This is a genomic window from Tabrizicola soli, assembly GCF_015999335.1.
Lineage (GTDB): Bacteria > Pseudomonadota > Alphaproteobacteria > Rhodobacterales > Rhodobacteraceae > Tabrizicola > Tabrizicola soli.
Genome location: NZ_JAEACP010000011.1, coordinates 1 through 13,308, shown reverse-complemented (window position 1 = coordinate 13,308; position 13,308 = coordinate 1). Strand labels below are relative to the sequence as shown.

Genomic DNA, 13,308 nt, shown 5'->3' with positions numbered 1-13,308 from the left:
TTCCGATGACCGTCCGACGATGATCGAGTTCAAGGACGTCCACAAATACTACGGCGACTACCACGCGCTGCGCGGGATCAACGGCACGATCAAGGCGGGGGAATTCTTCTCGCTCCTCGGCCCCTCGGGCTGCGGCAAGACCACGCTTTTGCGCACCATCGCCGGGTTCGAGGACATCTCCTCGGGCGTTGTGATGATCGACGGCAAGGATGTGGCGGGGGTGGCCGCGAATGCGCGGCCGACGAACATGGTGTTCCAGTCCTACGCCATCTTCCCGCATATGTCGGTGGCCGAGAACGTGGGCTTCGGCCTGCGCAGGGATCCCCGCCCGAAGGCGGAGAAGGCAAAGGCCGTGGCCGAGGCGCTGGAGATGGTCGGCCTCAAGGGCTATGGCGCCCGCGCCGCCCATGCGCTTTCCGGCGGCCAGCGCCAGCGGGTGGCGCTGGCGCGGGCGCTGATCCTGAAGCCCAAGGTGCTCTTGCTGGACGAACCGCTCTCCGCGCTCGACAAGAAGATGCGCGAGCACATGCAGGTGGAGCTGATCAAGCTCCAGCGCCAGGTCGGCATCACCTTCATCCTGGTGACGCATGACCAGGAAGAGGCGCTGGTCATGTCCGACCGCATCGCCGTGATGTTCGAGGGCGAGATCGCCCAGCTGGCCGACCCCGAGACCCTCTATCGTCGCCCGAACTCGAAGAAGGTGGCGGATTTCATCGGCACGATGAACTTCATCCCGGCCGAGGTGCTGTCCGAGGCCGGCGACAAGGTAGAGATCGATGCCAAGGGCCTTGGCCGTGTCACCATCGACGCCTCCATGGCCCCGCCCGCACACGGCGAAAGCCCGGTGGTCGGCCTGCGGCCCGAGACGCTGACGCTGCTTTACGACGATCAGAAGCCCCTGGAGCGCGAGACGGACGGCGTGATCGACGAGGTGATCTATTTCGGCGACATGACCTATTACGACGTCTACCTCGGCGGAACCGACGTCGAGGTGCGCCTGTCGATGCGCAACGTTCCCGGCCGCCCGGTGCTGGAGGTCGGCACCAAGGTCCGCGTCGCCTGGAGCCCCTCGGCCCTGGTGCTGTTCCGCTGATCGCTCCTCCTCGTGCGACTTCGTCTTCTCGTCGGTGGCCCCGCACCCGCGAGGAGTGACGAAGTCATCGACGAGCCGCCCCGCCCGGTGCCGGAAAGGATGATCGACGCCGCCCGATGGCGAAGGGAAGAAGGCGGGAACAGGATCGACACTTCCTGAATGTCGCCAGGCAAATGGCTGATTTCATTTTATCCCGTGCCGTGTCCACGCGTGGACGGCCCGGCTTCACCGATCCGGCGCGATCAGGCCCAGCCCGCGCAGATAGATCCCGATCGCGGTCTCCAGCAGGTCCTCCGCCGGCCAGGGCTGCACCCCCCCGTTCCCCCGCAGGAAAAGCTCCACCACCCCGTGAGACACGGCCCAGGCATGGGCCGAGATCATGCCCGCCGGCGGCCGCCGCCCCTCCGGCATCCCCCGCACCAGAAGCTCCGCCGCACGCTCCATCGTCGCCCGCGCCTTGCCGGCGACCTGGGCCAGGTCCGGATGCCGCCCCGGCTGAAGGCCGCTCTCGAACATCGCCTGGTAATGGCCGGGATATTTCCGCGCGAAGGCGAGGTAGGCCCGCCCCGTCGCCTCGAAGGCCGCCAGGGCCGAGGGCCGCCCCTCGTCGAAAGCATATTCCAGGAGCGCGGCGAAGATGTCGAACCCCTGCCGCGCCACCTCGGCCAGCAGGTCGTCGCGGCCCGCGAAATGCCGGTAGACCGCCGCCGGGGTCACATCCGCCGCCTTCGCCGCCTCGGACAGGGTGAAGCCCTGCGGCCCCTTCTCGGCGATCAGCGCCAGCGCCGCCTCGACCAGCGCCTGCCGGAGGTTTCCGTGGTGATAGCCCCGCTTCAAGGTCAGTCCTTTTTGCGCAAGGACGGCCCGCCGCAGATCTTCCCGTCGACCTTGCCGATGGCGCCTTCGTCCTTCCCGGCATAGTCGACCGAGCCGAGGATCGTCTGGATCGCCGCGATCCGCGCCCGCTTCTTGTCGTCGGACAGGATCACCGTCCAGGGCGCGTGCTTGAAGTGGGTCCTCTCCATCGTCTCGTCGATGGCCTTGCAGTAGTCCTCCCATTTCGCCAGCCCGTCGATGTCGATCCGGGAGAGCTTCCACTGTTTCAGCAGATCCCCCTCCCGCGCGAGAAAGCGGTTCAGCTGCTCGGCCCGTCCGACCTCCAGCCAGATCTTGCGGAAGGTGATCCCCTCGTCGACGATCATCTGCTCGAATTCGGGAAGCTGCCGGAAGAACTTCGCCCGTTCGTCGGGCGTGCAGAAGCCGAAGACATGCTCGATCACGGCGCGGTTGTACCAGCTGCGGTCATAAAGCGCGATCTCGCCCCCGGCCGGAAACCAGTCGACGTAGCGCTGGAAATACCATTGCTGGCTCTCGCGCTCGTTGGGCTTCGCCAGGGCCACGACATAGGCCTGGCGCGGGTTCAGGTTCTCGGTCACCGCCTTGATCGTGCCGCCCTTGCCGGCGGCGTCGCGGCCCTCGAACACCACGAGGAGCCGCTGGCCGGAGGCCTTGAGCCCCGCCTGCATCTTCGCCAGCTCGATCTGCAGCGCCTCCATCCGGGCGTCGTAGTCCTTGCCCTTCATCTCCTCGCGGTAGGGGTAGGAGGCGGTCAGGATGTCGTCCTTGTCCGCCGCCTCGATCGCCTTGCGCACCGCTTTCGGCGCACCCTCGCGGAAATAGCGGCTGATCGCGCCGTCGAATGGTAGGGTCATCATCGCCTCCCTGTTTGCGGCAGTATGGTGATTGCCCCGGTCAGCGCAATGCGCGGAACCTCAGCGCCCGATCTCGGCCAGGTCATAGGGCGTGGTCTGGTAGATCTCGTTGATCCAGTTGCCGTAGAGCAGATGCGCGTGGCTGCGCCAGCGGTTCAGCGGCGGCAGGGCAGGGTTGTCGTCCGGATAGTAGTTCATCGGCACGTTGATCGGGGTGCCGTTGGCCACGTCGCGGTCGTACTCCTGCTTCAGCGTGTCGCTGTCGTATTCGAAGTGGTTGAAGATGTAGAGCGCGCGGTGGCCGGGGTCCTCGACCAGGCAGGGGCCGACCTCGTCGCTGCCCAGAAGCGTGCGCAAGCCCGGCGCGGCGTCGATCTCGGCCTGTTTCATCTCGGTCCAGCGGGAGACCGGGATCACGAAGTCATCCGAGAAGCCGCGCAGGTAGGGCGAGGTCGGGGCGAGGTTCTTGTGGCGGAAGCAGCCGAAGGCCTTGTGGTCCAGCATGTGCTTCTTCACGCCGTGGAAATGGTTGATCATCGCCATCCCGCCCCAGCAGACGCCGAAGGTGGAATGGACGTTGCTCTGGGTCCAGTCCATGACCTCGCAGAGCTCGTCCCAGTAGGTGACCTCATCGAAGGGCAGGTGCTCGATCGGCGCGCCGGTGATGATGAGGCCGTCGAACCTGTCGCCCTTCACCTCGCGGAAGGGGCGGTAGAAGGTCGCCATATGCTCGGCCGCGGTGTTCTTCGTCTCGTGGCTGGACATGCGGATCAGGTGCAGGTCGATCTGCAGCGGCGTGGCGCCGATCAGGCGGGCGAACTGGTTCTCGGTCTGGATCTTCTTCGGCATCAGATTGAGAAGCCCGATCCGCAATGGCCGGATGTCCTGATGCGCGGCGCGGTCGGGGGACATGACCATCACGCCCTCGGACCGCAGCACGTCATAGGCGGGCAGGGTTTCGGGCAGGGTGATCGGCATGGTCGGGTTCCCCGGAATGAAGGCCAAGAGCTAGGGCGTCGCGCCCCGGGATGCAAGTCAGGCGCGGTCGATGGCGCGGGCCATGAGCGCGTCGAAATCGGCGGAGGTGCGGACCGCGGCCACTTCCTCGGCGGTGACCGTCACCCCCCAGCGCGCCATCGCGGCATAGCGCGGCTGGCGGTGGGCCAGCGCGCGGGCGTAGGTCCAACGGACGAAGTGGTCTGGATCGCAGTTTTCCTCGGTCACGGAATGGGTTGCGCGATATTCCTCCCAGGCCGCATGAAGGAAGTGCGGCTGGTAATACATCGGTTTGGGCGCGCGGTCGAAGCGGCGGACCAGTTCGGCCGTATGGGCGTCGGAGCCCTTGATCCAGACCAGGAGCAGCGTGTCGGCCAGTTGGCGCATCACCGGATCGGCGGGGTCCTCGGCTTCGACCACCTCGCAGATCGAGCCCGAGGTGTCGCAGACGAAGTTCGGATAGCCGTAAAGCTCCTCGGCGCGCTCCATGAAGCGGGCGGTGTCCAGCGTCGCGGCCACCTCGGCGGCGCGGTGCTGTTCCTGCCGCTTCATGTATTCGGCGAAGGGGACGCCGCCCTTCTGCGGATCGCCGGGCTTGCCGAGGTAGGTTGAGAGCGGGGCGAGATTGTCGAAGGTGATATTCGAGGCGATGTAGACAGAGTCGGTCATGAGGAGTTCGCGCAGCAGCGGGACCTTCATCGCCTCGCGCTTGAAGTTGTCGGCGATGTATTCGCCCATGTAGCGGGTGCCGATCCGGTAATCGACCGAGTAGTGGAACCAGTCGCCATGGTCGCGCAGGAGGTTCGACAGCCAGGTCTTGCCAAGGCCGGACATGCCGAAGAGCATCACCCGCTTGCGCGGCGCGGCCAGATAGTCGTTGCCGGAACTGTAGATCATCGCGTCACCCCAATCGGGCTTCTGTTAGCCGGGGGGCTGCGATTGCACAATGGAAAACCCCGCCCGAGGGCGGGGTCCAGGGCCCCTTGGGGCCAAGATCAGAAGCTGTAGCCGACCCGGATCCCGACGCCGACGCCCGAGTTGCCGGAGAAGTTGCCGCCCACGGAGTTGGTCGTGGCATCGCCGATATCGACATAGCGGATGCCGCCGGTGATCTTCATGTTGTCGCGGGTATAGGTCGCGGCGAGGCCGATGCTGCGCATCCCGTCGGTCGGGCCGAGGTTGCCGGTGATCTCGCCGTCCGAGGGTTCATAGCCCAGCGTCACCGCGCCGGACCAGGTGTCGTTGAAGCGGCGGCCGATGCCTAGGTTGTAGGTCACGCGGTCCTTGGGATAGCTGACCAGCGGGATCGGCAGCGGATAGTTCGGCGGGTCGATGACGAATTCGCTCCAGTCCACCCAGCGGATCGAGCCGAAGAGGAGCGTGTCCTTGGCGATGCCGGTCTGGAACTCCAGGTTCACCGACTGCGGGACTTCGGTATCAAAGCTGCCCGCCAGCGCCCCGAACTCCACTGACTCCAGGCTATGAGTGATGGCCGAGTTGTAGGTCAGCGCGACCCGTGCCGCGATCTCGGGCTTCTCCCAGGCCAGGCCGATCACATAGCCGAGTTCCGAGTCGTGGTTCGTCTCCATCGTGTAGTCGCCGACCAGCGGGATCGAGACCACGCCATGCACCGTCTCGTAGCGCAGGCCGCCATAGACCGAGACGTTGTTTTCAAAGCTGTAGCGCAGAAGCGCCGTGATCGCGCTGGAGGACAGGTCGGCCGTCGTACCGGCAAGCGGATAAAGGTCCACCCCAAAGGTGCCCGGATAGTCCACGTCGGCCCCGATCGGCTGATCCAGGATCAGCGCGAAGTCCATACGGTCGCCGATATCCATCTTGTAGCCCAGGCTCCAGGTGTTGTAGCTGGGCGCCATGTCGCCCGAGGACGCGGCGCCACCCCCGACGGTGCCGCTGACATCGGGTGCGAAATGCCCGAAGCTGAGTTCGGCATAGCGGCCCTGTTCGAACAGGATGGCGACCGACTGGCTTGATCTTTCGACGCCCCCGGCCTGCACGCCGCCGGCCGTCGTCAGGGCCGCCATCGTGGTCAGAATTCGTTTCATGTTCCTCGTCCCTGCAAAGAGAATTCCCCTGGAAATCAGGCTAGGTCCCGGACCCCTGGCGGTCAATTCGTGACGCCGCGTCACGGTTTTGTGACTCGCGTTCTGGCACGGAAATGCCACTCCGCAGGTTGATCCAGATGCCGAGGAAGATCAGCGCCGCGCCAAGGAAAAGCGCCGGCTCGACCGGCTCGGCATAGAAGACCGCGCCGACCACGGCGATGATCGGCAGCCGGGCGAAATCCATCGGCACCACCGTGCCGGCCGGGGCGAGGCTGAGCGCGGTGGTCAGGCAGAGATGCGCGGTGACGCCCGAGACGCCGATCAGCGCCAGCCAGGGCAGGGTTGCCAGCGTCGGCAGGGTGACCGCGCCATCGGCCAGCATCGCGGCGCTGCCGAAGCCGGTCTGGGTCAGGGTGAGCCAGAACAGGATGGTCACGATCGACTCGCCCCTGGTCAGGAGCTTGGTCATCATGTTGGTCGCGGCGAAGAAGACCGCGGCGGCGGCGGCGGCAAGGACGCCGGGCTCGGGCGCCGAGAAATCGGGGCGCGCGACGACCAGGATGCCGGCAAATCCCAGTGCCGCGGAGAGAAGCCTTCGCCGGGTCAGCCGCTCGCCCAGGACCAGGGGCGCGAGCAGGATGACCCAGATCGGCGAGGTGAATTCCAGCGCGAAGACCTGGGCCAGCGGGATCACGGTGATCGCCCAGAACCACAGCGACTGGCCGCTGAAATGCAGCATACTGCGGAAGACATGGCTTCCCGGCCGGTCGGTGCGGAAGTCGCGCGCCCGCCCCAGCACAAGCGCGAGGACGACGACAAGGACCCAGCCGACGACCGAGCGGTAGGCCAGGATCTCGAACGTGTCGTGCACGCCGCCGATCTGGCGGGTCGCAATCGCCATGGCAGTGAAGGCGGCGATCGAGCCGGTCATCCAGAGCGCGGCGGCAAGGGGGCGATGGGGGGCGGTCATGGAGCGAGACTTGCCGGGCCGGCGCGGGAAGTCCAGTGCTTGACTTGCGACAAGGCGCGGGTCCCAGCTTCAGGGCATGAGAGGATTGGAGGTGATCCATGGACACGCATGTGCTGGCGCGGGTGATCCATGTCCTGGCGGTGGTGCACTGGATCGGCGGGGTGGCGATGGTCACGCTGGTGATCCTGCCGCAGATGCTGCGGCTGCCGCCCGCTGACCGGATCGCGACCTTCGAGCGGATCGAGGGCCGCTTCGGCGCGCAGGCGAAGCTGTCGACGCTGGCGGCGGGATTGTCGGGCCTGTGGATGCTGTGGCTGACCGATGGCTGGGCGCTGTTCCGGCTCGCCTCCTACTGGTGGCTGCACCTGATGGTCGCGGTCTGGGCGATCTTCACGCTGGTCCTGTTCGTGCTGGAGCCGCTGGTCCTGCACCGCTGGTTCCACCAGCGGGCAACGCGCGACCCCGAGGGCGCCTTCGTGCTGGTGCTGCGGATGCATCGGGTGCTGCTGGCCCTCTCGGCCCTTGCCGTCGCCGGGGCCGTGCAGGGCGCGCATGGCGGGCTCTGGTAACGCTCCTCGTTCGACTTCGTCTCCTCGTCGCCGGTGGCCTGACGACGAGTGACGAAGTCATCGAGGAGGCGTCATTCCAGTTCGATGGTGCCCGGCGGCTTCGAGGTGCAGTCGTAGAAGACGCGGTTCACGCCCTTGACCTCGTTGATGATCCGCGTCGCGGTCTCGCCCAGGAAATCGTGGGTGAAAGGATAATAGTCGGCGGTCATGCCGTCCACGCTGGTCACCGCGCGCAGCGCAAGCGCATAGTCGTAGGTCCGCCCGTCGCCCATCACGCCCACGGTGCGCATCGGCAGGATCGCGGCGAAGGCCTGCCAGATCTCGTCATAGAGCCCGTGCTTGCGGATCTGGTCGATGTAGACCGCATCGGCCTGGCGCAGGATGTCCAGCTTTTCCCGGGTGATCTCGCCGGGGCAGCGGATCGCGAGGCCGGGGCCGGGGAAGGGGTGGCGGCCGATGAAGCCGGGGGGCAGGCCCAGTTCGCGTCCCAGGGCGCGGACCTCGTCCTTGAAGAGCTCGCGCAGGGGTTCGACGAGCTTGAGGCCCATCTTTTCCGGCAGGCCGCCGACGTTGTGATGGCTCTTGATCGTGACCGAGGGGCCGCCGGAGAAGCTGACGCTTTCGATCACGTCGGGGTAGAGCGTGCCCTGTGCCAGGAAGGTGGCGCCGCCGACCTCGGCTGCGTGCTTCTGGAACACGTCGATGAAAAGCTTGCCGATGGTCTTGCGCTTGACCTCGGGGTCACTGACGCCCTCCAGCGCAGTCAGGAACAGATCCGACTCGTCGGCATGGATCAAGGGCATGTGGTAGTGGTCGCGGAACATGGTCACCACCTGTTCCGCCTCGCCCAGGCGCAAGAGGCCGTGGTCGACGAAGACGCAAGTGAGCTGGTCGCCGATCGCCTCGTGGATCAGCACCGCCGCGACCGAGCTGTCCACCCCGCCGGACAGGCCGCAGATCACCTTCTGGTCGCCCACCTGCTCGCGGATCTTGCGGATCGCCTCCTCGCGGTAGGCGCCCATGGTCCAGTCGCCCTTGAACCCGGCGAGCTTGACGAAATTCTCGTAGAGCCGGCCGCCCTTCGGGGTGTGGTGCACCTCGGGGTGGAATTGCACGGCGTAGAAGTGGCGCGCCGGATCGGCGGTGATCGCGAAGGGCGCGTTTGGCGAGGTGCCGAGGACCTGGAAGCCGGGGGCCAGTTTCGAGACGTGGTCGCCATGGCTCATCCAGACCTGCTCGCGCGCCTGGGGGCCGTCCTCGGGCGGGAACCAGCCGGCGAGGACCGGATGGGTCAGCTCGGTGGGGGTCACGAAGGCCCGGCCGAATTCGGCGGTGCCGTGGCCGCCTTCGACATGGCCGCCCAGGCAATGCATCATCACCTGCTGGCCGTAGCAGATCCCCAGGATCGGCACGCCCAGATCGAACACGCCCTTCGGCGGCATCGGCGCGTTCTCCTGATAGACCGAGGCCGGTCCGCCCGAGAAGATCACGGCCTTCGGGGCGAAGGCTTTGAGGAAGGCCTCGTCCACGCGGTTGAAGGGGTGGATTTCGCAATAGACGTTCAGCTCGCGCAGGCGGCGCGCGATCAGCTGCGTCACCTGGGAACCGAAGTCGATGATCAGAAGACGGTCATGTGCCTGGGTCATGCGCCCGCGTAAGCGATGGCAGCCGGAATCGCAAGGCCTGCAAAGTGCGGATACGGCGCCCGAGGCGGGCGCAGGGGTCAGAAGCGGAAGTTCACCCCGATCAGGACGGTGGAGAAGTCGCCCCTGCCGTCCAGGGTGTCGTCGGGCGTGCCAAGCGGGCCGAGTTCAAGAGTGCCCAGATCGACATGGTTGACCTCGGCATAAAGCATCAGGTTCGGCTGGATCATATGCGCAAGCCCGGCACCGATCGTATAGCCGACGGCGGTGGACGAATTCTGGGTGAAGTTGTAGATCCCGCCTTCGACCTTTCCTGCCGCAAGTCCTCCTGCACCGTAAATCATCGTCTCGGGTGTCATCAGCCAGCCATACCTACCCCGCAGAGTGAGCAGAGCCTCGACGTTGACGAAGCACTCGCCCAGTTCGCAAGCCCACCAGACCGGGCCAGGTTCCTGCGGCGAAGTCCCCCGGACCCCCTTCGACAGACCGACATCGAACCCCAGAACATGATTGCCGCGCTGGAAGTTCCGTTCGTAATGCAGCCCCACGAGAAAGCCGTCGACATCCACGTCCTCGCCGGTCTCGTCGGCCTCGAAGTCGCCCTGCTCGTAGCTTCCGGCGCCATAGCCCAGGGCGAAGCCACCCCATTGGCCCGACCAGTCCTGGGCGGACAGGGGAGAGGCGAGCAGCATCGCCATCGCAGTCATTGCGTATTTCACCTGTAAACTCCCTCTGCTTAAATCGCGGGGCAGTCTGTCAAAGGATTCCGGTTTCGGCCAGTGCCTTGACGGTACCGGACCGGCATCGGCCCCGGGGTGTCGCCGTCCGGCAACTTGGAAGCTGTCGCAATCGGCCGCAAGCAATGTCGGTTTTGGAGAACAATGGCCGGTTTCGATAAGCGGGCCCGGCGCGTTTGGCGGCATAAGGGCGACAAAGCACATCGGAGGCCGACATGAACGAAGTTGCAGGACGCAGGGCGCGCAGTGGTGGGGGCGCCAGCCGCCGGGCGGAGCGGACGGCGGTCAGCTTCGAGACCGCGCGTTTCATCCAGCGCAACATCCCGGATTTCGAGATCCTGAACGAGGAGGCGCTGCAGATCATCGAGCACAACGCCGAGACCGTGCTGGAAGAGATCGGCGTCAACTTCGTCGAGAACCCCGAGGCGCTGGAACGCTGGCGCCAGGCCGGGGCCGATGTGAAGGGCGAGCGGGTGCATATCCCGCGCGGCCTGGCCCGCAAGCTTTGCGCCACCGCGCCGCGCAGCTTCACCCAGCACGCCCGCAACCCCGAGCGCAATGTCGAGATCGGCGGGCGCAACCTCGTCCTCGCCCCGGTCTATGGCCCGCCCTTCGTGCGCGATGCCGAAGGCGGCCGCCGCTATGCGACGCTGGAGGATTTCCGGAACTTCGTGAAGCTCGGCTACATGTCGAAATGGCTGCACCATTCCGGCGGCACCGTCTGCGAGCCGACCGACGTGCCGGTGAACAAGCGCCACCTCGACATGCTGATGGCGCACATGACGCTGAGCGACAAGCCCTACATGGGTTCGGTCACCGAGCCGAGCCGGGCAGCGGATTCGGTCGCCATGTCGAAGATCCTGTTCGGCGACGATTTCGTCGACCGGAACACGGTGATGACCAGCCTGATCAACATCAACTCGCCGCTCACCTTCGACGGCATCATGATGGGCGCGCTCGAGGTCTATGCCCGCGCGAACCAGGCCGCGATCATCTCGCCCTTCATCGTCGGCGGCGCGATGGCGCCGGTAACGGTCGCGGGCACGCTGACCCAGGTCCTGGCCGAGGTGCTGGCGGGCGTGGCCTACAGCCAGCTCGTGCGTCCCGGCGCGCCGGTGATCTTCGGCGCCTTCGTGACCTCGATCGACATGAACTCGGGCGCGCCCACCTTCGGCACGCCGGAAGCCGCGCATATCACCTATGGCGCGGGGCAGCTGGCGCGGCGACTGGGGCTGCCCTACCGTTCGGGCGGATCGTTCTGCGGCTCCAAGCTGCCGGATGCGCAGGCGGCCTACGAGACCTCGAACAGCCTGAACATGGCGCTCCTGGCGGGCGTGAACTTCATGCTGCACGCCTGCGGCTGGCTGGAGGGCGGGCTGGTCTCGTCCTACGAGAAATTCGTGATGGACGCCGACCAGCTCGGCACGCTGCACCACCTCGCCCAGGGCGTCACGATGGATGCCAACGGCCAGGCGATGGACGCGATCCGCGAAGTGGGCCCGGGCGGCCACTACCTTGGCTGCAGCCACACGCAGGCGAACTTCAAATCGGCCTTCTGGCGGACGGAGCTTCTGGACTACAAGCCCTTTGAGACCTGGGCCGAGGAAGGCAGCCGCGACACGCAGGCGCTTGCGGCCGAGAGGGTCAAGAAGCAGCTCGGCGACTACCAGCCCCCGGCGCTGGACGAGGGCAAGCGCGAGGCGCTGGAAGCCTTCGTCGCGCAGCGCAAGGCCGAGATGCCCGACGCCTTCATCTGAAGACGCCGGCTTTGCCTCAGGCCAGGTCCGCCCCGCGCAGGAGGCGGGCCTCGGCCAGCAGCGCGATCAGCACGTCGATGTGGCGCGCGACCGAATAGCTCGCGTCGCCCGCCACCCGCGTCGCTTCCAGCTCCTCCTCGACTGCGATCAGCCGCGGCACCGTGACCTCGGGCGAGGCCTCGGTCGGCACCAGTCGCCGCAGGTCGCGCTCACGCCGGTAATCGCCCAGCCCGAAGCGGGCGGCGCGCATCAGAAGGCGCGGGCGGCGCAGGTCGGCAAGCATCATGCGGAAATCGGACATCGTGCACTCCATTTCGACGAGAGGGCACGATGCCATGGGTCAACCTGGCGTTGCGCAGCGAGCCATTGCAGCGCGCGGAGGTTACCAGGAAGTTTAGGAATTCCCGTCAATTCTCCACGTTGGCCGAGAGGTTAACGATCAGGTAACAAATTCCACCCAAGGTTGCGGCGTCCAGGGCTGGACTCACCACCGCCGCAAGTGGACCAAGACGGGACGACTGAATTGCCGGAACTCACCGCCGCCAGCCTGCCAGACTGGCTTCCCGCCGCAGTGCGCCACTACCTGGACCACGTCGAGGAAGGGACATCGTTCAGGGCGCTGGCGCGGCGCGAAGGGCTGCATGCCTCGACCATCCTGCGCCAGGTCCGCCGCTACGAGAACCGGCGCGACGACCCGCTGATGGACGAAGCCCTGGCGGCGGTCTCCCGTCTTGTCCTCCGATCGGCCGATCACCCGGATCGAAAGGATGACCCGCCCATGACCGCCCCCCTCCGCCCCGTCGCCGCCACGCCCGACCTCTGCGACCCGCAGCTTCTGGCGTGCGAAGGCCGCCGCGTCCTGCGCCGGCTGGCCGAGCCGGGGGCCGTCATGGCCATCGCGCCCGAGATGGAGAAGGCCGCCGTCCTGCGCGAGTTTCCCGACGGCCGCTCCTTGCGGACGGCGGTGCTGGACCGCCCGGTGGCCCAGGCCTTCATCCTGCGCGACTGGATCGCCTGCCGGAAGGCGGGGCGCGTCTCCAGCTACGAGATCACCTCGGCGGGCCGCGCCGCCCTGAAGCGGATGGTGGACGAGGAGGACCGCCGCCGCCAGGGCATGAACGAGGCCGCCGGATTCTTCGCCGACCAGCACCGCGTCTGGGGCGAGCGCGAGATGATCGACGACGCCGGTCCGCGCCGGGTGCGCTACAACCTGGCCGAAAGCCCGGTCAGCCTGCTCGGCCGCCGCCGCGACCGCGATGGCAAGCCCTTCCTCGAACCCGAGCTGGTCCAGGCCGCCGAACGCCTGCGCGAGGATTTCGAACTGGCGCAGATGGGCCCGCGCGTGGCGCAGAACTGGGACCGTTTCCTCACCGGCGGCGACCGCGGCGGCTTCCAGCCCGATTCGGGCCTGGGCGAGGGGCCCTCGGTCGCGCGGGGGCGGGTGGCGGCGGCGCTGCGCGACCTCGGCCCCGGCCTCGGCGACGTGGTCCTGCGCTGCTGCTGCTTTCTGGAAGGCCTCGAGGTGGCGGAACGGCGTATGGGCTGGGCCGCGCGCTCGGGCAAGATAGTGCTGCGCATCGCGCTGATGCGGCTGCGCCGGCATTATGACGAGACCTACGGCCGCTCCGGCCCGCTGATCGGCTAGCTGTGAATTCTCAGGAGGTTGTTCACCCGAGGCGGGGTTAGGCTGCAATCGCCAAACTCCAGCCGAGGACCCCGCAGGATGAACAACCCGCACCAAGGTGCCCGCCTTACCGTCTACAGTCGA

Annotated in this window: 13 protein-coding genes; 4 read left to right on the top strand and 9 right to left on the bottom strand. The window is 66.8% G+C overall.

The genetic code is table 11. The annotated features are described in order from the left end of the window. Window positions 1-19 precede the first annotated feature (19 nt). Entirely contained in the window at window positions 20-1,093 is a 1,074-nt protein-coding gene (locus I7S92_RS11385) for an ABC transporter ATP-binding protein (RefSeq protein WP_197644537.1), read from the top strand. Between the two features lie 225 nt (window positions 1,094-1,318). On the opposite strand, the gene I7S92_RS11380 is transcribed toward I7S92_RS11385, so the two are convergent. From I7S92_RS11380 to I7S92_RS11355, 6 genes are all read right to left on the bottom strand, one after another. Then, window positions 1,319-1,936: a TetR/AcrR family transcriptional regulator gene (locus tag I7S92_RS11380; RefSeq protein ID WP_197644536.1), complete on the bottom strand. Its 618-nt coding sequence runs from the start codon at window positions 1,934-1,936 to the stop codon at window positions 1,319-1,321. After that, entirely contained in the window at window positions 1,933-2,805 is an 873-nt protein-coding gene (gene ppk2, locus I7S92_RS11375) for a polyphosphate kinase 2 (protein WP_197644147.1), read from the bottom strand. Before ppk2 ends, I7S92_RS11380 begins: the two co-directional genes overlap by 4 nt. Window positions 2,806-2,865: 60 nt before the next feature. Beyond that, on the bottom strand, window positions 2,866-3,783 hold the full coding sequence (gene metA, locus I7S92_RS11370) for a homoserine O-acetyltransferase MetA (protein ID WP_197644144.1): 918 nt from the start codon (window positions 3,781-3,783) through the stop codon (window positions 2,866-2,868). A 57-nt stretch (window positions 3,784-3,840) separates the two neighbouring features. Beyond that, window positions 3,841-4,698 (bottom strand): ATPase, encoded by an 858-nt coding sequence (locus I7S92_RS11365; RefSeq protein WP_197644141.1) that lies wholly within the window; start codon window positions 4,696-4,698, stop codon window positions 3,841-3,843. Between the two features lie 98 nt (window positions 4,699-4,796). Then, entirely contained in the window at window positions 4,797-5,864 is a 1,068-nt protein-coding gene (locus I7S92_RS11360) for a hypothetical protein (protein ID WP_197644137.1), read from the bottom strand. 40 nt (window positions 5,865-5,904) lie between these two features. Beyond that, entirely contained in the window at window positions 5,905-6,834 is a 930-nt protein-coding gene (locus I7S92_RS11355) for a DMT family transporter (protein ID WP_197644134.1), read from the bottom strand. 98 nt (window positions 6,835-6,932) lie between these two features. Between I7S92_RS11355 and I7S92_RS11350 the strand changes: the two genes are divergently transcribed. Then, the gene (locus I7S92_RS11350) at window positions 6,933-7,403 is read left to right on the top strand and encodes a hypothetical protein (protein ID WP_197644131.1); all 471 of its coding nucleotides are present in this window, start codon (window positions 6,933-6,935) and stop codon (window positions 7,401-7,403) included. Window positions 7,404-7,474: 71 nt separating this feature from the next. Here the strand turns inward: I7S92_RS11350 and guaA are convergent, their stop codons facing one another. After that, window positions 7,475-9,049, bottom strand: a complete 1,575-nt coding sequence (guaA, locus tag I7S92_RS11345) for a glutamine-hydrolyzing GMP synthase (protein WP_197644127.1) — start codon at window positions 9,047-9,049, stop codon at window positions 7,475-7,477. A 77-nt stretch (window positions 9,050-9,126) separates the two neighbouring features. Then, window positions 9,127-9,765, bottom strand: coding sequence for an outer membrane protein (locus I7S92_RS11340; RefSeq protein WP_197644124.1), 639 nt, complete (start codon window positions 9,763-9,765; stop codon window positions 9,127-9,129). A gap of 233 nt (window positions 9,766-9,998) precedes the next feature. Here I7S92_RS11340 and I7S92_RS11335 point away from each other — a divergent pair, with 233 nt between their 5' ends. After that, on the top strand, window positions 9,999-11,540 hold the full coding sequence (locus I7S92_RS11335; protein ID WP_197644121.1) for a trimethylamine methyltransferase family protein: 1,542 nt from the start codon (window positions 9,999-10,001) through the stop codon (window positions 11,538-11,540). A gap of 16 nt (window positions 11,541-11,556) precedes the next feature. On the opposite strand, the gene I7S92_RS11330 is transcribed toward I7S92_RS11335, so the two are convergent. Continuing rightward, complete coding sequence (locus I7S92_RS11330) at window positions 11,557-11,841, bottom strand: DUF6477 family protein (protein WP_197644118.1); 285 nt, start codon at window positions 11,839-11,841, stop codon at window positions 11,557-11,559. A 222-nt stretch (window positions 11,842-12,063) separates the two neighbouring features. Between I7S92_RS11330 and I7S92_RS11325 the strand changes: the two genes are divergently transcribed. Continuing rightward, window positions 12,064-13,185, top strand: a complete 1,122-nt coding sequence (locus I7S92_RS11325; protein WP_197644115.1) for a DUF6456 domain-containing protein — start codon at window positions 12,064-12,066, stop codon at window positions 13,183-13,185. Window positions 13,186-13,308 lie beyond the last annotated feature (123 nt).

Excerpts from the sequence above, each read along its gene's own strand:
- I7S92_RS11360 (WP_197644137.1), bottom strand. The coding sequence starts at position 5,864 with ATGAAACGAATTCTGACCACGATGGCGGCCCTGACGACGGCCGGCGGC.
- I7S92_RS11365 (WP_197644141.1), bottom strand. The coding sequence starts at position 4,698 with ATGATCTACAGTTCCGGCAACGACTATCTGGCCGCGCCGCGCAAGCGG.
- I7S92_RS11355 (WP_197644134.1), bottom strand. The coding sequence starts at position 6,834 with ATGACCGCCCCCCATCGCCCCCTTGCCGCCGCGCTCTGGATGACCGGC.
- guaA (WP_197644127.1), bottom strand. The coding sequence starts at position 9,049 with ATGACCCAGGCACATGACCGTCTTCTGATCATCGACTTCGGTTCCCAG.
- I7S92_RS11350 (WP_197644131.1), top strand. The coding sequence starts at position 6,933 with ATGGACACGCATGTGCTGGCGCGGGTGATCCATGTCCTGGCGGTGGTG.
- metA (WP_197644144.1), bottom strand. The coding sequence starts at position 3,783 with ATGCCGATCACCCTGCCCGAAACCCTGCCCGCCTATGACGTGCTGCGG.
- I7S92_RS11335 (WP_197644121.1), top strand. The coding sequence starts at position 9,999 with ATGAACGAAGTTGCAGGACGCAGGGCGCGCAGTGGTGGGGGCGCCAGC.
- I7S92_RS11330 (WP_197644118.1), bottom strand. The coding sequence starts at position 11,841 with ATGTCCGATTTCCGCATGATGCTTGCCGACCTGCGCCGCCCGCGCCTT.
- I7S92_RS11385 (WP_197644537.1), top strand. The coding sequence starts at position 20 with ATGATCGAGTTCAAGGACGTCCACAAATACTACGGCGACTACCACGCG.
- ppk2 (WP_197644147.1), bottom strand. The coding sequence starts at position 2,805 with ATGACCCTACCATTCGACGGCGCGATCAGCCGCTATTTCCGCGAGGGT.